We start from the raw sequence: 19180 nt of genomic DNA on the forward strand, positions 1-19180 counted from the left end.
TGCCGTGATCCTGCCCGGCGGGCACCGCCTGGGTGATCGCACGCGCCGCCGCTCCTTCGATGTCCTCGCGCCAGACCTGGTCCAGGGCCGGGCCCGGACCCGGGCTCCCGGGCACCCGCCGGCCCGCTGCTTCCGGCGGGCACCCTTCCACGTCTCCCGGAGAAGCCGTACGTTCGGCGGACGGGGCGGGATGGAACACCGCTTCCCGGAGGACGAGGGAGATCGCTTGTGGACGCCGCCGAGCTGGTACGGGCGTTCGCGGTCCGTGCCGACGAGCTGTCACGGCACGTCGGAACGGCCATGGCGGACCAGACCGGTGGAGACGACCTGTGGGCGCTTCATCGGGCCGTCGTTCAGCGTCGTGCTCCCAGGATCTGGCAGCTTCCCGATGGAGTGCACTATCACGTGCACGGAATCGGCTGTCGCATGACGACCGCTTTCCCCGAACGGGCGGTGATCGACGTCGACCTCGGTCCTCGACCGGGCTCGCTCATCTTCGATCCATGGAGGGTGGAAATGTTCGCAGACTCCATGGGTCATGAACACCTGTCTCGCGAGACCCTCGTTTCCGCGCTGCGGAACCTGGCCGGCGAGGGGACCGTCGCACTGATCGATCCGCGGTGGAACCGGTACGCCGTGGAATCCTGATCGCTACCGGGCGGAGTCCCGGTCGGCCTCTTCGGCGGCCGGCCGGCGCGTCCGGGGCCGGAGACGCGCGGGATCTCGGCCGGCCGGCTCCGCTCGTCAGCCCTGCCTGGGACGGGACGCTTCCTTGCGCAGTTCGGCGTGCAGGGACCGCTCGCGCATCAGCCACTCCGGGTTCTCCGCTTTCAGCGCGTCGATCTCGGCGGTGGTGAGCGGTCCGGTGATCCCGCCCCTGAGCAGGCCGGCGATGGAGACCCTGAGCTTCGCGGCGATGACCTGCTTGGTGTGCGGGCCGTCGCGGCGCAGGTCGACGAGCCAGGCGGGTGGCGTCGACCGCAACTCGTTCAGCTCGTCCCTGGAGACGACACCCGCCTGGAACTCGGCGGGAGTGGCCGAGAGGGGGACACCCAGCTTCTTGGCCGCGGTCGCGGGCTTCATCGTCTGGATGGTCTTCGGTTTGGACGAGGTCATGGCGTCAAGGGTAGCCAGCCGGAACCGGTTCCCCTGACATCGGTACTCTGAGGCGGTGACCGACGGAGAGACCGGCAGGACGTTCCGACTGGCCTACGTGCCCGGGGTGACACCCGCGAAGTGGGTCAGCGTCTGGACCGAGAGAACGCCCGACGTGCCGGTCGTCCTGGCCGCGGTTCCGGCCGCCGAGGCGGTGGGACTCCTGCGGAACGGCGGCGCCGACGCCGGACTCGTCAGGCTGCCGGTCGACCGGGAGGGGCTCAGCGTGATCCCCCTCTACGTGGAGACCACGGTGGTCGTGGTGCCCAAGGACCACGCGGTGGCCGCCGTCGACGAGGTGTCCGTCGCCGACCTCGCCGACGACGAGGTGTTCCACCCCCTGGACGACGTCGTCGAGTGGACGGCCCGACCCGGGCTGCCCGCGTTCACCCGCCCGGCCACGACGGCGGACGCGGTCGAGCTGGTGTCGACCGGCACCGGGATCCTCGTGGTCCCCTTGTCGCTGGCACGCCTCCACGACCGCAGGGACCTCACGTACCGGCCGGTGACGGACGCGCCGCAGTCCCAGGTCGCGCTGAGCTGGCTCGCGGACGCGACCACCGACCTGGTGGAGGACTTCATCGGCATCGTCCGCGGCCGGACGGTGAACAGCTCGCGGGGCCGTACCCCCGCCGCCCCCGCGGAGAAACCGGCGCAGCGGCGGGCACAGAAACCCGCGCAGAACGGCTCCGGCCGCCGGGCCGCGCCGACCGGCCGCAAAAAGCGGGGCAACCGGCCTCGCTGACCCATGGGCGGACGCGTCCACGTGACGCCGCGCCCGCCGGGAAGCGGCCCCGCGCGCTCGGCCGGTCCGGCCACCGTTCCGTGCTCCTTCGGCCCTGGGCCGGCGGCCTGCGGGATCACGCGACGGGCGCCCTCGTTTCGCGGTGACGCACCCGCTGTCCGTGAAAACCCGCACACCGCCTCCGTGGACGCGGCCCGGCTCCGTGGTTCACAGAACTCCGGTCACCGTGCGTGCCTTCGGCCGGCGGCGTTCCGCACCCGAACGACTCCAAGATCGTGGTGAAAGTTTCAGGCGCTTTCATCGTCGGTGTCCTGCCCCGACACACCACATGACGCATACATGCCGGAGAGAGCCGCCGAAACTTTTACACAGATATTGACACGTTTCAAAGATGTTTCCACACTGAGTCCCCGAAGCGGTCCTCACTGCCGGGTGGTGATGGAGGGGCCGCCGATCACGACGCCCTCACGGCGTGTGTTCCCGTGCCGGGACGAGGAGGCGACCGGCGTGGAGCGGAACCTCCGCGCCGAGGACCACTCGGCGACGGCCGTCACGCCCTGATCCCGACGAGGGGCCGACCGGGAGAGAAGGAACACCACAGTGCGACGACGTGTGAGTGAGACCCCGGCGCCTCGTGCCGCCGGGAGGGTCCGATCAGAGCCCGGGCCGCAGGGCGGGTGGGTGAAGCGTGCGATGGCTGCGGCGGTCGTCGTCCTCGGACTGCTCGCGGTGACGGTCGCGACCCGGCCGGCGTCGGCCGCCGACAATCCCTATCAGCGAGGCCCCGATCCCACCTCGGCCAGTGTGGCCGCCACCAGGGGGAGCTTCGCCACCGCGCAGATCGGCGTGCCGCCCGGGAACGGTCTCGGCGGTGGGGTGATCTACTATCCGACGGACACCGGCCAGGGGACTTTCGGCGCGGTCGCGATCGTGCCCGGCTACTCCGCCCTGTTCGCCGACGAAGAGGCCTGGATGGGCCCCTGGCTCGCGTCCTTCGGCTTCGTCGTCATCGGAATCGAGACCAACAGCCGCACCGACGGCGCCGACGCCAGGGCGACCCAGTTGCTCACCGCCCTGGACTATCTCACTCAGCGGAGCCCGGTACGCGACCGCGTCGACCCCGGCCGGTTGTCGGTGGTCGGCCACTCCGCGGGTGGCGCCGGCGCCCTCACCGCGGCGCTCCGGCGGCCCTCGCTGAAGGCCGCGGTCGGACTCGCGCCCGGCTCGCCCGTGGGGAACCTGAGCCTGGCCGAGAACCGGGTGCCCACGATGTTCATCTCCGGACAGAGGGACACGGTGGTCACGCCGTCCTACCTCAACGGCTTGTACGGCACTCTCCCGGCCACGGCACAGAGCGCCTGGGTGGAGATAACAGGCGCGGACCACCTGTTCGCGACGCGGGCGAACACGACCGAGATGCGGACGCTGATCCCGTGGTTGAAGATCTTTGTTGACAACGACACCCGGTACACCCAGTTCCTGTGTCCGTTGATGGACTCCACCGGCATCTCCATGTACCGCGGCAAGTGCCCCTACGTGCCGCCAGGCGGCCCGTCGCCCTCACCTTCGGTCACCCCGTCGCCCTCACCTTCGGTCACCCCGTCGCCCTCGCCTTCGGTCACTCCACCCGCGGGCGCCTGCACCGCGAGCTACCGCACCACGAACTCCTGGCCGGGCGGCTATCAGGGTGAGGTCACGGTGACGGCGGGCGGCTCGGCGATCGGCGGGTGGACCGTCGGATGGACGCCGGGCAACGGCCAGACGGTCAGCCAGGTATGGAACGGCACGCTGGCCGCCGACGGCCCCGCCGTAACGGTGACGAACGCCTCTTACAACGGCTCGATCCCGGCGTCCGGCACGACGACCTTCGGCTTTCTGGCCGGCGGTACGCCGTCGCCCCCCTCCCTCACCTGCAGCGGCCGCCCGTGACACCTGTTCGGCCCACTGTGGCCATCGATCGGCCAGGTGCCACAGCTCCCCTTCCCTCCCTGCGTCGCCGAGCCGTCCCTCCCCGAGGAGCCCCGCCCGCGTCACGATGGTCCTCGTACGAGACCTGGCGTCACCTGAGGGAACGAGTTCCGCCTGGACCGGCATGGCGCTCATGATCGCGGGGACGACTGGATCATCCCCGCGATCCCGACCGCATCGAAGGCGCCGACGAGGAGGCGCACGAGGCATGACAGGCTCCTCCGCCCAGACGTCCCGGCCGTTGCTCCACAGCGCGGAGGCGTGACACCCGATCCGATTGAACAGCCTGTCGTCCTGGTGGCTGCTCAGGCGCATCGTCGGCGAATTCCCTCGGCGCCCGTAATGCAAACGGACCAGTCGGCCTTGTGAACGAGGCTCTCCGGTCCGGCTGAAGCCCCGCCCTGGATATGAGGCAGGGGTTATATCCTGAAGATGGCGTGGGAGATCGTCCTACTGGAACCCGTGGAGTCCTGGTTCCTCAAACTCTGTGAGAGCGATCCGGGCTCGGCGGCCCTCGTCGAGAAGACGATCGATCGGCTCGCCGAGGTCGGCCCCGTCCTTGGACGCCCCTTGGCGGACACGTTGGAGGACGAACGGCCTGAACAACCCGAAGGAGCTCCGTCCAGGCTCGCGGGGGCGGCCAGAGATTAGAATCATCTTCATCTTCGATCCCGACAGAGAAGCGGTCTTCCTCGTGGCCGGAGACAAGACAGGCAAGTGGGCGCGTCGAGGTGACGATCAGTGTCGGCCCACACTCCGTCAAGGTCGCCTGAGATCAGCCGAGCCCATCCGCCCCGTGCGGGGTCGTTGTCACCCGGTTGGTCACTCAGATATGAGGCGCGACCAGGCGGCGCGGCAACAACGTGAAAGCCCACAGGGCAGAGAAGAACACCGGAACCACGGCATCCATCGTGAGCACGATCACCCCGTACGTCGGCCGCGAGGCGTATCGAGCACCATGGCCGAGTCTCCGAAGTCGGCCACGATCTTGAGCTGACCTCCGAGCGCCGTCACGTAAGCAGCCAGAGTGGCCACTTCGCTGATCACTCCGCTCTCGATCTGTGAGATACGAGCCTGTGACACGCCCATCGCCTGAGCGACATCCTCCTGCCGTAGACCGAGCTTGCGTCTGGCTTCAGCGAGTTGATAGGCACGCTGGCGAGCTACGAGTCCATCGCGGAGTTGGGCAACCTCCTGCTCATCACCGGGCTGAACAAGTTCGGCACGTAGTTCCTCCCATGTCACCGCCTGATCGCTCATCGCTCCCTCTCCGTGAGGTACCGGGTAAAACGCACCTCTGCTGCTTTGATCGCCACGTCATACCAACCGCTCCAGTCGCCGGATTTGTCTCCAGCGACCAGGAACACAGCTTGGCGCCAAGGGTCGAAGACGAAGAGCATGCGCACCTCGCTCCGCCCGCTGGATCCAGGCCTCAGCTCCTTGAGGTTACGGATGGTTGATCCATGAAGCGTGTCCACCAAGGGCCGCCCCAGACCGGGACCTTCCTCGGCGACCCGATCCAAGGCCGCAGCGACCAACAAGAGTGTCTGCCGATCTACCCTCCGTAGATCGTGAAGCCAGTCGCGGACCTCTGGAACGATCACTATCTGCCAGTTCACTCAAGCATAATAAATTTCTTATGTCGATCCAAGAGGAGCTTTGGCAACTCAGCGTATTGCCAGAGCCACAAAACCTTCCTCTCCTCTTGATGTGAAGATCTCGAGGCAGGGATCACGAGTGGCCCAGAGAAGGAATCTTGTGGGAGTCGCCCGAGCGGCCGACTGTACCCAGGTGAGGACGCGATCGGAGACCCCTCCATGCCAACCGATCACAACGCTTGTGGGTGCGCCTTCGCCGTGTTCGCTCAGCCCGGCTTGGCCCAGCGTCCCGTCGAGAACACCCCGCACCTCGTCGATCATCGCAACGCGGCCATCACGAAGCTACATCTCGCATGTAGATCAGACTGGCGCACCTACAGGCACGGAGGAGTCAGGCGAAGCCTTCAGGAGTTGGTCACCCGGTAATCACTCTCGCCCTGTCTCCAAGGCGAGAGGGGAGACGTTTTTCCTGGTGGGCACTGCTTACAGGTGGGCACTACTGGGTTCGAACCAGTGACATCTCGCTTGTAAGGCGAGCGCTCTACCGCTGAGCTAAGCGCCCCGGGGGTCCCATCGGATAGACGGGACAACACCTTACGCCACCGGAGGGGACTTCAGCACATCGACGGACCACCTATCGCCGGCGTCGGCGACGCCGGCCGCGCGCCAGCCCAGGAGGGCGGCGCCGAGCATCCCGGCGGACATCCCGAGGGCGGCCTGACGCAGGGGCGGGGCGTCCCGGAAGGCGAGGCGGGCACCGAGCCGTTCGGCCAGCGGGACGGACAGGAGCGGGCCCGCCTCGGCGAGGCCGCCGCCCAGGACGATGGCCGAGGGATCCAGCAGGAGCGTGTAGGTGGCCAGGGCCAGAGAGAGGGCCTCGACCGCGTCGTCCCAGATCTCGGTGGCGAGCGGATCCCCGGCGGCGGTCAGGGCCGCGACCCGCTCGGCGGTGACGGGGGCCGGGCCGGTGGCCGCGACCGCCCCCGGAACGGGCGAGAGGACGGGGACGGTGTCCGGGCGGGGTGGCGACGCGGCCAGGCGCGCGGAGTAGCGGCGGGCCACGGCCGAGGCGGAGGCGTAGGTCTCCAGGCAGCCGATCTGGCCGCACGCGCACCGCTCCCCCGTGGGCAGGACCGGGATGTGGCCGATCTCGCCGGCCCAGCCCGCGGTCCCGCCGTACGGCTCGCCGCGCAGGATCGTGGCTCCCGCGATGCCGGTGCCGATGGGCAGGAACAGGAAGTCCCCGAGCTCCCGGCCCGCGCCCAGGACGCTCTCGGCCAGGCCCCCGGTGCGCACGTCGTGGCCGAGCCGGACGGGGACGTCCAGCGGCACGAGGCCGGTGGCGGGGACGTCGCGCCAGCCGATGTTGGCGGAGTAGACGGCCGTGTCGGCGTTCACCAGGCCGGGGACGGCGAGTCCCACCCCGGCGGGGGTGCCGCCGCCCGAGGCGGCGAGGTCGGAGATGAAGGAGCGGATCTCCGCGATGACCGCGGCCGGGCCCCGGTCCCGCGGGGTCGCCCGGCGGCCCGTACGGACGATCTCGCCGGAACGGGTGACGAGGCCGCCCTTCATCGACGTCCCACCGACGTCCAGGGCAACGACGAAGGAGCTCATGCACCCATCCAGCGGGTCGAAGGGGCGGACCGAGCCCGACCCTAGCGCACCCCCGGCGGGCCACCCGGGGCCGGATGTCCTTTTCCTCGATCGGCCGGGGTCGCCCTCTCACGGAGATGACGACCCCGGCCGATCGAGGAAAGGAGCGGCGGGCGGTCAGGGGACGCGGCGCAGGACCCGGGCCAGGGCCGCCTCGACCTCGTCGGCCAGGCCGGGGGCGCAGGAGGCGACCGGCCGGCCGGCGCCGGCGCCGCTCCGGGCGAGCCGTACCGCGCCGCAGGAGCGGCATTCGACCTCGCCGAGCCGGCAGATCAGCGCGGCCGAGCCGCACGAGGCACACGTGTCGAGATCGACGTCGTGGGTGTGCCGGCAGTCCGGGCAGACGAGCACCTGGGTCTCGTCGCGTACCCCGCGCGTCCACGGGCTGGCGCCGCGTACGGGGTCGGTCTGCCTGGCCCCGCAGGAGAAGCAGGGCATGATCGCCTCCGAGAGGTCGGACCGGCGGGCGCCTCGCGGGCGGCCACCGGATCACCGCTTAGGGAAGTTCGGCGAGCGCCCTGAGGTACTCGGCGACGTCGCGGGCCTTCGAGACCGGGTTCACGACACGCCAGCGGACCACGCCCTCGCCGTCGACGACGAAGGTCCCGCGTCCCGCGACGCCGTTCTCCTCGTCGAGGACACCGTATGCCCGAGCGGCCTGTCCATGTGGCCAGAAATCGGAGAGAAGCGGGAAGTCGTAACCCTGCCGGTCCGCCCAGGCACGGTGGGCGAAGATCGAGTCGACCGAGACGGTGGCCACCGTGACGTCACCGGGCAGGGCGGGGAGGAACTCGTCCCTGACGGCGTCGAGTTCGCCGCCACAGACCCCGCTGAACGCGAGGGGATAGAAGATCAGTACGACTCTCCCGCCTCGGTGGGCGGAGAGCCTGAACGGGGTGCCGTGCTGGTCGCGCAGTTCGAAGTCCGGAGCCCGGGCCCCCACCTCGATCACCATGGCAGGGTCCTTTCCTCCGACGACGACGGCTCCTTCGACGGCGACGGCGCGAGGCGCGCGTCATCATCCTGCCGTACGGCTCCATGCGAGCCGTACGGCAGGGCGGACCCTTAGCGGCGCGCCTTGGGCGTCGCCAGACGCGTCCCCGACCAGTCGGGGGCGGCACTGATGCTGCTGGTCTGCGAGAGACCCGCAGTGGTGGCGTCTTCCCCGATGTCGCTCGGCTCCACGTGCCCGTCCCGGCCGGCCTTGGGAGTGAGCAGCCAGATCTGGCCTCCGTCGGTGAGGTTGGTCACCACGCTGCTCAGGGCGTCGAAAAGATCGCCGTCACCGTCGCGCCACCAGAGCAGCACGATGTCGACGACGTCCTCGAAGTCTTCGTCGACCAGCTCGTTGCCGGTCAGTTCCTCGATGGAGTCGCGCAGATCGTCGTCGGCGTCCTCATCCCATCCGACCTCCTGCACCACCTGACCCGGCTTGAGGCCGAGCCGTTCGGCCAGGCCGCGTTCGCCTTGCGCCTGACCCGCGGTCGCGCTCACGTTTGTCCCTCCTGCTTGGATGGCCCCGCATTCACACGGTGCTCAGAGTGCTTCGGCACAGTCCACACGCTGTGACCCTCAGTCGTCAACGGTCGCCACGGCAACGACTGGGCTACGTATGAATCAGTCCGACAAAAATGACAAACGGACCTGGCGTTCCGGGTTGTCGACGTTGAGGTCCACCACCGCGATGGACTGCCAGGTTCCCAGCGCGAGCCGTCCCGACAGCACGGGGACGGTGGCGTACGGCGGAATGAGGGCCGGCATGACATGCGACCGTCCATGCCCCCTGGATCCGTGCGCATGCCTGTATCTGTCGTCGACCGGGAGCAGGACCCCCAGGGCCGCCAACAGATCGTCGTCGCTGCCCGAGCCCAGCTCCAGCAGGGCGACTCCGGCGGTCGCGTGGGGCACGAAGACGTTCAGCAGCCCGTCGCCCCCGCATGACCGGACGAAGCTCTCGCACTCGGAGGTGATGTCGTGCACCCGTTCGCGGGAACCCGTTACCACCTCGATCGTCTGAGATCTCACATACCGATCCTACGATCCATCCTGAGCTGCGGTGACGGCCGAGCCCCGGCACGGGAGCGCCGGGGCCCTCCTTCCCGGCGCGCCCGACCGGCCGTATCCCCTCGTACGGCGACGTACCGCCCGCTCCCGGCCCCGTCCGGGCGGGGAAGGCGTCCGGACGGGCACGACGGCCGAGAGTCGTTCGTTACATATATAAGGAAAGAACGGGGCGAGGCCTTGGCGCTCGTGACGGCCGTCCGGCCGGTCCGGCCGGTCCGGCCGGTCGTTTCGGCGGGCCGCCTTGGAAGGGGGCCGGGCGGGGCGAGACAGATTCCCAGGGAGGGGACCTGTAAAAAAGGGGGAACCTCGATGTAACCTTTGGTAGCAATTCGTCCTACCATCGGTGGTCTAGGCCACTTTCCTACCCCTGCCAGCAGGGATCTCCTGGTTACCGGCAAGTAGAGATGCACTTTCCGGGGTAAGCGACCAGGATGGAAGACGACCCACACCAGACAAAAGTCCATCCTCGGAAGGCGAGACCCAGTGGCTTCCGGACGCCAGCGTTTCTCGATCATCAGTGACGGCCTACCCAGCCAGCTCCCTGATGTCGATCCCAGTGAGACCCAGGAGTGGCTCGAGTCGCTCGACAACGTCATCAAGACGGAAGGCCGGACTCGAGCCCGTTATCTGATGCTCCGGCTGCTGGAACGGGCCCGTGAGCACCAGGTCGGCGTGCCCGGCCTGCGCAGCACCGACTACATCAACACCATCCCGCCGGAGCGCGAGCCCTGGTTCCCCGGCGACGAGTACGTCGAGCGCCGGATCCGCGCCTACACGCGCTGGAACGCGGCCGTCATGGTGACCCGGGCCAACGCCCGCACCAACGTGGGCGGGCACATCGCCACCTACGCCTCGGCGGCCTCGCTCTACGAGGTGGGCTTCAACCACTTCTTCCGCGGCAAGGACCACGGCGAGTCCGGGGACCAGGTCTTCTTCCAGGGGCACGCGGCGCCGGGCATCTACGCCCGCGCCTTCCTGGAGGGCCGTCTCAACGAGGGTCAGCTCGACGCCTTCCGTCAGGAGCTCTCGCACGGGTTCAAGGGCCTGCCCTCCTACCCGCACCCGCGCCTGATGCCCGACTTCTGGGAGTTCCCCACGGTCTCCATGGGCCTCGGCCCGATCGGGGCGATCTACCAGGCCCGGTTCAACCGCTACCTGCTGAACCGGAAGATCAAGGACACCAGCCGCAGCCACGTCTGGTGCTACCTCGGCGACGGCGAGATGGACGAGCCCGAGTCGCTCGGCGCGATCGGCGTGGCCGCCCGCGAGGAGCTCGACAACCTCACCTTCGTGATCAACTGCAACCTGCAGCGCCTGGACGGGCCGGTGCGGGGCAACGGGAAGATCATCCAGGAGCTGGAGTCGTACTTCCGGGGCGCCGGCTGGAACGTCATCAAGGTCGTCTGGGGCCGCGACTGGGACCCGCTGTTGGCGGCCGACGTCGACGGCGTGCTCGTCAACAAGATGAACACGGTCCCGGACGGGCAGTTCCAGACCTACTCGGTCGAGGACGGCGCGTACATCCGGGACAGCTTCTTCGGTGACGACCCGCGCCTGCGCAAGATGGTCGAGCACCTGTCCGACGAGGAGATCCGCAAGCTCTCCCGCGGCGGTCACGACTACCGCAAGGTGTACGCGGCCTACAAGGCGGCCCGCGAGCACGTCGGCCAGCCGACGGTCATCCTCGCCCAGACCATCAAGGGCTGGACGCTGGGCAAGGACTTCGAGGCGCGCAACGCCACGCACCAGATGAAGAAGATGTCCAAGGCCGACCTGAAGGAGTTCCGCGACCGGCTCTACCTGCCGATCCCCGACTCCGCGCTCGAGGCCGACCTCCCGCCCTACTTCCACCCGGGCGAGAACGACCCCGAGATCCAGTACATGAAGGAGCGCCGCGCCGCGCTGGGTGGCTTCCTGCCCAAGCGGGTGGTGCGCGCCAAGCCGGTCACGCTGCCCGGCGACGCCGCGTACGCGCAGCTGAAGAAGGGGTCGGGCAAGCAGAACGTCGCCACCACGATGGCGTTCGTCCGCCTGCTCAAGGACCTCATGCGCGACAAGGAGATCGGCAACCGGTTCGTGCCGATCATCCCGGACGAGGCGCGCACCTTCGGTCTCGACGCGATCTTCCCGACGGCGAAGATCTACTCGCCGCACGGGCAGACCTACGACGCGGTCGACCGCGAGCTGCTGCTGTCGTACAAGGAGTCGACCGAGGGTCAGATCCTGCACGAGGGCATCAGCGAGGCCGGGTCGATGGCCTCGGCGATCGCGGTGGGCTCGTCGTACGCCACGCACGGCGAGCAGATGATCCCGATCTACATCTTCTACTCGATGTTCGGCTGGCAGCGCACCGGTGACCAGATGTGGCAGATGGCCGACCAGATGGGCCGGGGCTTCCTGCTCGGCGCGACGGCCGGCCGTACCACGCTGAACGGCGAGGGCCTGCAGCACGAGGACGGTCACACCCCGCTGATCGCCTCGACGAACCCGGCCGCGGTCTCCTACGACCCCTCCTGGGGGTTCGAGGTGGCCCACATCGTCAAGGACGGCCTGCGGAGGATGTACGGCGAGCAGCCGGAGAACATCTTCTACTACCTGACCGTCTACAACGAGCCCTACCCCCAGCCCGCCGAGCCCGAGGGCCTGGACGTGCGGGGCCTGCTCAAGGGCCTCTACCGGTTCGCCGCGGCTCCGGCCGTGTCCGGATCGGCGCCGAAGGCCAACATCCTGTCCTCGGGCGTGGCCGGGCCGTGGGCCATGGAGGCCCAGCGGATGCTGGCCGAGGACTGGGGCGTGGCGGCCGAGGTGTGGTCGGCGACCTCCTGGGCGGAGCTGCGCCGCGACGCGCTCGCCGCCGAGGAGCACAACCTGCTCAACCCCGACGCCGAGAAGCGGGTGCCGTACGTCACCCAGGCGCTCTCGCAGGCCCAGGGGCCGTTCGTGGGCGTCAGCGACTACATGCGGGCGGTCCAGGACCAGATCGCCCAGTGGGTGCCCGGCGACTGGAGCTCGCTCGGCACCGACGGGTTCGGCCTGTCGGACACCCGTTCGGCGCTGCGCCGCCACTTCCACGTGGACGCCGCGTCGATCACGCTGGCCGTGCTCACCCAGCTCGTCGGGCGCGGCGAGCTCGACCCGGAGGTGCTGGGCGACGCCATCGCCATGTACCACCTGAAGAACGGCGTGACCGAGGCCGGAGGCGCCGAGAGCAACGACACCCAGTCCATGGGTGTGTGATCCTGTCCGGGCGGGTTCTCCTTTTCCTGGGGAGCCCGCCCGGTTAGGGTGGAATCGCTTCCCCCGGCAGACGACTCCAGGGGAGCTGTTCCATGGCAAGAATCCTCAGGACGGCCACGACGATCGCCGTTCTGTCCACCGCGCTCGCCGCCTGCAGCGGCGAGGGGGGCGGGGACGGCGCGGCCCCGGCGGGACCGGCCGTCGGCCCGGCCTCGTCCAGCCCCTCGGCGCCATCGTCCTCCCCGTCCTCAGCGGCGTCCACGCCCGTGCCCGCGGGGGCGATCACCTGGGGTCCGTGCACCGACATCAAGCGGCCCGGCGAGCAGACCCCCGCCAGGCCCGACCCCGCCCAGCAGTGCGGCAGTCTGAGGGTGCCGCTCGACTACGCCGCCCCCGCCGGTGAGGCCATCGACATCGCCGTCATCCGGATCAAGGCCCAGGGGCCGGGGACGCGGATCGGCTCGCTGGTGTTCAACTTCGGCGGCCCCGGCGCCTCGGGCGTCGACACCCTGGCCCAGGCCGCCAAGGCCTTCGCCGACCTGAACAAACGCTACGACCTGGTCAGCTTCGACCCGCGCGGGGTGGACCGCAGCTCCGGCGTCAGGTGCGGCGACAAGGCGGTGATGGACGAGTACACCTCGATGGACACGCTGCCCGCGAACGCCGCCGAGCGCGCCGAGATGCAGAAGATCATCGGGAGGTTCACGGCCGCCTGCCGTCAGAGCTCGGGCAAGATCCTCCCCCACGTCGGCACGGTGAACGCCGCCGCCGACATGGACCGCCTGCGCGTGGCCCTGGGCGAGCAGAGACTGCACTACTTCGGCATCTCCTACGGGACACAGCTCGGCGCGGTGTACGCGACCAGGTTCCCGCGCAACGTGGGCCGGTTCGTGCTGGACGCCCCGCTGGACCCGAGGGTCTCCATGGCCGAGCGCTCCAGGGTCCAGACGAAGGGGTTCCAGCACGCCTACGAGTCCTTCCTGCGGGACTGCGTGAAACGGCCCGGCGAGTGCGAGATCGGCGCCGACGCGACCATCGCCGGCAAGAACGTCACCGCGCTGATGGACGAGCTCAACGACAAACCGCTCAAGGTCGGCGACCGGCAACTGACGCAGGGGCTGGCGGGCGTCGGCGTCGCCGCGGCGCTGTACTCGGAGCTGACCTGGCCGTTGCTGGACCAGGCGCTGAGCGAGGCGCGCAAGGGTGACGGGCGGATCCTGCTGGCGATGGCAGACAGCTACAACGGCCGCCTGCCGGACGGGAACTACACCACCCTGATGAGCAGCTTCCCGGCGATCAGTTGCGTGGACACCTCCGAGCGGCCCACCCCGGGCCAGATCGCCGCGATCGAGACCGAGACGCTGAAGATCTCGCCGCTCTTCGGCGGTTCCGGCATGGGGCTGATCTGCTCGATGTGGCCGGTCCCCGGGAGCGACGCGGCCCGGCGGGTCGACGCCTCGGGCTCGGCGCCGATCATGGTGATCGGCGGCACCGGCGACCCCGCCACCCCCTACGAGTGGGCGCCGAAGCTCACGACCGAGCTGCGCACGGGCGTGCTGGTCACCTACAAGGGCGAGGGACACGGCGCCTACCTGTCGGGGGACGCGTGCGTGAAGAAGGTGACCGAGGACTACCTGATCGGCGGGAAGGTCCCGGCGAAGGGCGTCACCTGCGTCGGTTCGTGAGCCCTCGCCCGCCCCTCGGTGAGGCGGCGGGCGGACCCGCGGCCGGTACGGGCCCTCGCGCGCGTCCCGGCCGCCGATCCGGGAGGGTCCTCACGGCTCACGCGTCCCGGTCACCGGCCCGGCGGGCTCCTCGGAGGTCGCGGACGTCCGGCAGGCCTCCAGGCGGGGTAGCGCGGTCTCGAAGCGGAAACCGACCCTGCCCAGGTGTTTCTTGAGCAGGCGCTTCATGCTCCCGGTCCCGTACATGGAGGCGATCACCTCGTTGATCCTGCGGCAGGCCACCGGGTCGCCGTGCCTCATCGCCACGCCGTACCGCTCGGTGGTGAGCCTGAGCCCGGCGATCTCCAGCTTGATGCCGTGGAGGCGGGCTCCGAAACCGGCGATCAGCAGGTCCTCCCCGGGCATGGCGTCGGCCACCTGGGAGGCGCATTGGGAGGAGTCGTCCGCGTCGACGCGGACGAACGCGACGCCCCGGTCACGGATCATCTGTCCGGTGGTCTGGCCTCCCGGCAGGCAGAGCCCCTTGCCCCGCAGGTCCCCCAGCGTGTCGATCCTCGAACTGGCCCGGACCAGCACGTCGCGGTGGGCGACGTAGTACGGCCCGGCGAAGGCGACCCGCTCGCGGTCGGCGCTCTCGATCGAGAAGTTGGAGATCACCAGGTCGACCTTCCCCGTCTCGATCGCCTCCTCCCTGTTGAGACCCACGTCCACGAACTCCAGGCCGCCGGCCGGCGATCACGGGGAGTCGACGACCCTGGGGCCGTCGGCGGCGAGCAGGACGTTGTCGGGCTTGAAGTCGCGGTGCGCGATCCCGGCGTGGTGGATCGCGGCCGGCGCGGTGGCGGTGCCGACGGCGAGCCGTTCGAGCGACTCCCCCGACAGCGGCCCGTCGCGCTCGACGACCTGGCGCAGCGAGGGGCCCTCGATCAGCTCGCTCGCGATGTAGGGGGTCTCGCCGTCGAGGTCGGCGTCGAGGACCCTGGCGGTGCAGAAGGCGGCCACCCTGCGGGACGCCGCCAGCTCCCGGGCGAAGCGGGCCCGCGCGTGCGCCTCCCCGGTGAAGCGCACGTGCAGCAGCTTGACGGCGGCACGCTCGCCGCCGTCGGACTCCCCCAGGTAGACGACCCCCTGACCGCCCTCCCCCGGCCTGCCCTGGAGCGAGTACTCCCCCAGTCGCGGCGGATCCCCCGGCCGCAACGGTCTGATCTCCGGCACCGCGGACCCCTCGTTCAGCGCGCTTTGCCAGATCATTACACATCCGGGCGGCCGAGGCGGGTCCTCGCCGGGGTGCGGCGGCCGGTCAGCCCGCCACCGTGAGCCCGGCGGCGCGGGCGAGACGGGCGGCCGAGCGGGACACCAGGTCGAGGGCCCGCGGCAGGCCGGCGTGCAGCAGGCGTCCGCCGCGCTTCACGACGCGACCCCCGACGATCACGGTGTCCACGTCGCCGGGGCCGGCCGCGGTGACCACCGCGCCGATCGGGTCGTGGACAGGTGCCATGGCCGGGGAGCCGGTCCGCAGGATCACCAGGTCGGCCTGCCGGCCCGGCCGCAGCGATCCGATCCGGTCCGCCATGCCGAGGGCCTCGGCGCCCCCGAGCGTGGCCATCCTCAGCATGTCGGCGGCGGACGGCGACCCGCCGCGCAGGCGCTCGACGGCGAAGGCGGCCCGCATCACGGTGAACATGTCCCCCGGCGCGTCGGTCACGGTGTCCACACCCAGCCCGACCGGGACGCCGGCGTCGCGGAACCTGCCCGACTCGGGGTACCCGTGCCCCATCTGCGCCTCCACGACCGGTGCGACCGAGGCGGTGCCGCCACTCGCGGCCAGGAGCCTCACCGCCTCGTCGGAGAAGCCGTTGCCGTGCACGAACATGACGTCGGGCCCGAGCAGGCCGGCGGCGTGCAGCCGCTCGACCGCGCCGACGCCGGTCGCGTGCAGGCTGATCGGCAGACCCAGCTCGCGGGCCAGCCGCCAGTCGGCCTCCGCGGCGGCGGCGGAACCGTAGACGGGCCCCCACGCGGCCAGGGCGGGGGTCAGGAGGCCGGAGCCGCCGGCGAGGGAGGCCACCCGGCGCACCTCGTCCTCGCGGCGCGCGCCGTCCGCGGGCGAGGCGGGCGCGTAGCCGAACACGGCGCGGATCCCGGCCTCGCGCAGGGCGTCGAGGGCGGCGTCGGTGTGGGCCGGGGTGAGCTGGATGTGCGACCAGTCGTACAGCGTGGTGACGCCCGCGTCGAGCGCCTCCAGCGCGCCCCACAGGTTCGCCGCGTGGACGTCCTCGGCGCGGAACGCGGGGGCGAGCCTGCCCAGCACGAGGTCGAGGTAGCCGCCGAGCGTGGCGTCGGCCGCGACCGAGCGCAGCACGCTCTGCCACACGTGCCGGTGGGTGTCGACGAAGCCGGGCAGCAGGATCCCGCCGGCCGCGTCGAGGACCTCGGCGCCCTCCGCGCGGAGGGCGCCCCCGACCGCGGCGATCACTCCCCCCTCCACCAGCACGTCGGCGCCCCGCAGGACGAGCGGCCGCGGCTCGGTGTCGATCACGGTCGCACCGGTGATGAGCATGCGCACGGGGATGTCTCCGTTCATAAAGCAATTAAAAAAGCTTTCTGAAAAGCTATCAGCGTGAGCAGGTACCCTCAACCCCATGGGCGCACGGGAGACGGCGCGGCGTGACCGCGTCGACGAGGTGATGGACGGCTGGCGGGCGGAGCTGCCCGAGGCCGCCACCGTGCACCTGGAGATCGTCAAGCGCACCGGCCGGCTGAAGTCCCTGGTCGAGGAGGTCACCCAGGGCGTGCTCGGCGAGTACGGCCTGACCTACGCCGAGTTCGACGTGCTGGCCACGCTGCGCCGGGCCGGGGCCCCCTACCGGCTGAAGCCCAGCAGGCTCGCCTCGCGCTCCTCCCTCACCACCGGGGGGACGAGCAACATCCTGCAGAGGCTCACCGCGGCCGGGCTGGTCGAGCGCGAGCCCGACCCCGACGACGGCCGGAGCTCGTGGGTGCGGCTGACCGACCGGGGCGCGCGGCGGGCCGAGGAGCTGGCCCTGGCCACCGGCGAGGCGCACGCCGAGCTGCTCGCCGGGGTCCCGGACGAGACCGCGCGGGCCCTGGCCGACCTGCTGCGCGAGGTGCTCCTCACGCTCGGGGACCGCTCCGGCCCCGCACGCGGGCCCGCCTGAGGCCTGCCCGCGAAACCGCCCGGGGCCTGCCCGAGGACCCGGGCGAGGGCGCCCGCGAAACCGCCCGGAGCCCCGCCCTCCGGGCCGCTCCGGGGCGCGTCCGCCGAAGCGCCCACGGGCTCGTCCGAAGATCGGCGATCACCACGCCGCACACCGTCACGACGGTGCATACCATCAAAGATGGATAGCGCTGTTGAACAGACAAAACCCCATCGATAGCCTATGGCGACACATCTCATTGGAGCTCGATGTCCGGACCACCGAAACACCCTTTGGCCGCCGGGGGCAACCTGCCGCCCAGACCACCCGCCAAGTCCTCCAAGGGCATGGCGTCCAAGGTCGTGACCCTGACCGGCATCGGTGTCGTCTCGTTGCTGCTGATCGGCTACTGCTCGGCGCAGAACGACTACGAGGAGGTCGGCGCCGAGTGCGTCGACATGAACAGCCGCCTGCCCGACGGCACGTACGCGGTCGTCGACGAGGACTACTGCGACGACGACGGGCGCAGCACCTACTACCACGGCTCCCGGGGCGCCTACGGCTGGTACTACGGCGGCGTCAGGAGCGGCGCGCGCATCCGGCAGGGCACCACCGTCCGCCCCTCGGACGTCAGGATCACCTCGCCCAAGGGCTCCGTGATCCAGCGGGGCGGTTTCGGCGGCCGTGGCTCGAGCGGGAGCTGAGCCCGCGCAGATGAGCGGCGGATGAGCAGCAGATGAGACGCGAGACCTCGCTCCCCCGTGACGGCTGGGAGAGGATCATCGAGGGGCACGGCCTGGCCTACCATCGCTCGGCCCATCCCGAGGGACTGGACCGCCCGTACTGGGACGAGGCCGTCCAGTACGTCTTCTCCATGGACGAGGTCCTCGATCTGGAGAACCAGGTCGAGGAGCTGCACCGGATGTGCCTGCACGCCGTGGAGCACGTCGTCACCAAGGGCCGGTACGCCGAGTTCGCGATCCCCGACTGGGTGGCGCCGGAGATCGCGGCCTCCTGGGAGCGGAACGACCCGTACCTGTTCGGCCGGTTCGACCTGCGCTACGACGGCACCGGCCCGGCCAAGCTGCTGGAGTACAACGCCGACACCCCCACCAGCCTGCTGGAGAGCTCGGTGGTGCAGTGGTTCTGGCTGCGCGACCGCTACCCCGACGACGACCAGTGGAACTCCATCCACGAGCGTCTGATCGCCAGGTGGCAGCAGATCGCGGCCGGCCTGCCCACCGGGCCCGCGCACTTCGCCTGGACCAACATGGACACCTCCGGCGAGGAGGCCATGACCCTGGCCTACCTGCAGGAGACCGCCGACCAGGCCGGGCTGGCCACCATCGCGGTGGCCATGGAGGACATCGGCTGGGACGGCCTCAACCTGCGCTTCGTCGACATGGAGCGCAGGGTGATCCGTACCCTGTGCAAGCTGTACCCCTGGGAGTGGGCGATCGCCGATCCGTTCGGCGTCCGGGCGGTGCGACAGCAGGTCTCGATGACCTGGATCGAGCCGCTGTGGAAGATGCTGCTGTCGAACAAGGCGCTGCTCGCGGTGCTCTGGGAGCTGTACCCGGGGCACCCGAACCTGCTGCCCGCCTACCTCGGCGATCCGCGCGGCATGTCCTCCTACATCTCCAAGCCGCTGCTGGGCCGGGAGGGCGCGAACATGCGGATCGTCACTCCCGCCGAGCACCTGGAGACCGGGGGCGGCTACGGCGCCGAGGGTCACGTCTACCAGGAGTTCCAGGCACTGCCCGTCTTCGACGGCTGGCGCCCGGTCCTGGGCGCCTGGGTCGTCCACGACGAGGCCGCGGGTCTCGGCATCCGTGAGACCTCGGGGTTCATCACCGACGACACGTCGTCATTCGTCCCGCACCGCATCGAGCTCTGAGTCCCGAAAAGAGAAACGGC

At 70.2% G+C, this 19180-nt stretch carries 21 protein-coding genes and 1 tRNA gene; 9 read left to right on the forward strand and 13 right to left on the reverse strand.

Going from position 1 to position 19180, the window contains the following annotated elements:
• The first annotated feature begins 228 nt into the window (after window positions 1-228).
• A complete protein-coding gene (locus AB0G16_RS19235; protein ID WP_362806332.1) occupies window positions 229-648 on the forward strand; it encodes a hypothetical protein in 420 nt (139 codons plus the stop codon).
• A 96-nt stretch (window positions 649-744) separates the two neighbouring features.
• On the opposite strand, the gene AB0G16_RS19240 is transcribed toward AB0G16_RS19235, so the two are convergent.
• The gene (locus AB0G16_RS19240; protein ID WP_362806334.1) at window positions 745-1116 is read right to left on the reverse strand and encodes a DUF5997 family protein; all 372 of its coding nucleotides are present in this window, start codon (window positions 1114-1116) and stop codon (window positions 745-747) included.
• A gap of 55 nt (window positions 1117-1171) precedes the next feature.
• On the opposite strand from AB0G16_RS19240, the gene AB0G16_RS19245 reads away from it, so the two are divergent.
• Window positions 1172-1900 carry a LysR family substrate-binding domain-containing protein gene (locus tag AB0G16_RS19245; RefSeq protein ID WP_362806336.1) on the forward strand — a complete coding sequence of 243 codons (729 nt, stop codon included), beginning with the start codon at window positions 1172-1174 and terminating at the stop codon, window positions 1898-1900.
• Between the two features lie 422 nt (window positions 1901-2322).
• Here AB0G16_RS19245 and AB0G16_RS19250 read toward each other — a convergent pair whose 3' ends face one another.
• Entirely contained in the window at window positions 2323-2454 is a 132-nt protein-coding gene (locus tag AB0G16_RS19250; RefSeq protein ID WP_362806338.1) for a hypothetical protein, read from the reverse strand.
• A gap of 139 nt (window positions 2455-2593) precedes the next feature.
• On the opposite strand from AB0G16_RS19250, the gene AB0G16_RS19255 reads away from it, so the two are divergent.
• Both AB0G16_RS19255 and AB0G16_RS19260 read left to right on the forward strand, forming a co-directional pair.
• A complete protein-coding gene (locus tag AB0G16_RS19255) occupies window positions 2594-3829 on the forward strand; it encodes a cellulose binding domain-containing protein (RefSeq protein ID WP_362806340.1) in 1236 nt (411 codons plus the stop codon).
• A gap of 526 nt (window positions 3830-4355) precedes the next feature.
• Entirely contained in the window at window positions 4356-4865 is a 510-nt protein-coding gene (locus AB0G16_RS19260) for a type II toxin-antitoxin system RelE/ParE family toxin (RefSeq protein ID WP_362806342.1), read from the forward strand.
• Here the strand turns inward: AB0G16_RS19260 and AB0G16_RS19265 are convergent.
• The 8 genes from AB0G16_RS19265 to AB0G16_RS19300 all read right to left on the reverse strand — a co-directional run bounded on the left by AB0G16_RS19265 (window position 4790) and on the right by AB0G16_RS19300 (window position 9144).
• Window positions 4790-5128, reverse strand: a complete 339-nt coding sequence (locus AB0G16_RS19265) for a helix-turn-helix transcriptional regulator (protein ID WP_362806344.1) — start codon at window positions 5126-5128, stop codon at window positions 4790-4792. The two genes, AB0G16_RS19260 and AB0G16_RS19265, sit on opposite strands and share 76 nt — an antisense overlap.
• Window positions 5125-5487 carry a type II toxin-antitoxin system RelE/ParE family toxin gene (locus AB0G16_RS19270; protein WP_362806346.1) on the reverse strand — a complete coding sequence of 121 codons (363 nt, stop codon included), beginning with the start codon at window positions 5485-5487 and terminating at the stop codon, window positions 5125-5127. Before AB0G16_RS19270 ends, AB0G16_RS19265 begins: the two co-directional genes overlap by 4 nt.
• A gap of 469 nt (window positions 5488-5956) precedes the next feature.
• Window positions 5957-6028: transfer RNA gene (locus AB0G16_RS19275), tRNA-Val, on the reverse strand.
• A 32-nt stretch (window positions 6029-6060) separates the two neighbouring features.
• Window positions 6061-7080 carry an ROK family protein gene (locus AB0G16_RS19280; protein ID WP_362806348.1) on the reverse strand — a complete coding sequence of 340 codons (1020 nt, stop codon included), beginning with the start codon at window positions 7078-7080 and terminating at the stop codon, window positions 6061-6063.
• Window positions 7081-7236: 156 nt separating this feature from the next.
• Complete coding sequence (locus tag AB0G16_RS19285; RefSeq protein WP_362806350.1) at window positions 7237-7557, reverse strand: hypothetical protein; 321 nt, start codon at window positions 7555-7557, stop codon at window positions 7237-7239.
• A 58-nt stretch (window positions 7558-7615) separates the two neighbouring features.
• The gene (locus AB0G16_RS19290) at window positions 7616-8074 is read right to left on the reverse strand and encodes a peroxiredoxin (protein ID WP_362806352.1); all 459 of its coding nucleotides are present in this window, start codon (window positions 8072-8074) and stop codon (window positions 7616-7618) included.
• A gap of 110 nt (window positions 8075-8184) precedes the next feature.
• Entirely contained in the window at window positions 8185-8613 is a 429-nt protein-coding gene (locus AB0G16_RS19295) for a DUF3052 domain-containing protein (RefSeq protein ID WP_362806354.1), read from the reverse strand.
• 123 nt (window positions 8614-8736) lie between these two features.
• A complete protein-coding gene (locus AB0G16_RS19300) occupies window positions 8737-9144 on the reverse strand; it encodes a secondary thiamine-phosphate synthase enzyme YjbQ (protein WP_362806356.1) in 408 nt (135 codons plus the stop codon).
• A gap of 522 nt (window positions 9145-9666) precedes the next feature.
• Here AB0G16_RS19300 and aceE point away from each other — a divergent pair.
• Complete coding sequence (aceE, locus tag AB0G16_RS19305; protein ID WP_362806358.1) at window positions 9667-12420, forward strand: pyruvate dehydrogenase (acetyl-transferring), homodimeric type; 2754 nt, start codon at window positions 9667-9669, stop codon at window positions 12418-12420.
• 92 nt (window positions 12421-12512) lie between these two features.
• Complete coding sequence (locus AB0G16_RS19310; protein WP_362806360.1) at window positions 12513-14105, forward strand: alpha/beta hydrolase; 1593 nt, start codon at window positions 12513-12515, stop codon at window positions 14103-14105.
• Window positions 14106-14195: 90 nt separating this feature from the next.
• Here the strand turns inward: AB0G16_RS19310 and AB0G16_RS19315 are convergent, their stop codons facing one another.
• Genes AB0G16_RS19315 through AB0G16_RS19325 form a run of 3 tightly spaced genes read right to left on the reverse strand, consistent with a single transcriptional unit; the run spans window position 14196 to window position 16689 of the window.
• Window positions 14196-14810, reverse strand: a complete 615-nt coding sequence (locus AB0G16_RS19315) for a transporter substrate-binding domain-containing protein (RefSeq protein ID WP_362806362.1) — start codon at window positions 14808-14810, stop codon at window positions 14196-14198.
• Between the two features lie 30 nt (window positions 14811-14840).
• Entirely contained in the window at window positions 14841-15356 is a 516-nt protein-coding gene (locus AB0G16_RS19320) for a protein kinase (protein ID WP_362806364.1), read from the reverse strand.
• 49 nt (window positions 15357-15405) lie between these two features.
• Window positions 15406-16689 (reverse strand): amidohydrolase family protein, encoded by a 1284-nt coding sequence (locus AB0G16_RS19325; RefSeq protein WP_362806366.1) that lies wholly within the window; start codon window positions 16687-16689, stop codon window positions 15406-15408.
• Between the two features lie 58 nt (window positions 16690-16747).
• On the opposite strand from AB0G16_RS19325, the gene AB0G16_RS19330 reads away from it, so the two are divergent.
• From AB0G16_RS19330 to AB0G16_RS19340, 3 genes are all read left to right on the forward strand, one after another.
• Window positions 16748-17284 (forward strand): MarR family transcriptional regulator, encoded by a 537-nt coding sequence (locus tag AB0G16_RS19330; protein WP_362806368.1) that lies wholly within the window; start codon window positions 16748-16750, stop codon window positions 17282-17284.
• A 248-nt stretch (window positions 17285-17532) separates the two neighbouring features.
• Window positions 17533-17967, forward strand: a complete 435-nt coding sequence (locus AB0G16_RS19335; RefSeq protein ID WP_362806370.1) for a hypothetical protein — start codon at window positions 17533-17535, stop codon at window positions 17965-17967.
• 32 nt (window positions 17968-17999) lie between these two features.
• Complete coding sequence (locus tag AB0G16_RS19340) at window positions 18000-19160, forward strand: glutathionylspermidine synthase family protein (RefSeq protein ID WP_362806372.1); 1161 nt, start codon at window positions 18000-18002, stop codon at window positions 19158-19160.
• Window positions 19161-19180: the final 20 nt, after the last annotated feature.

The organism is Streptosporangium sp. NPDC023615, from assembly GCF_040640155.1.
GTDB lineage: Bacteria > Actinomycetota > Actinomycetes > Streptosporangiales > Streptosporangiaceae > Streptosporangium.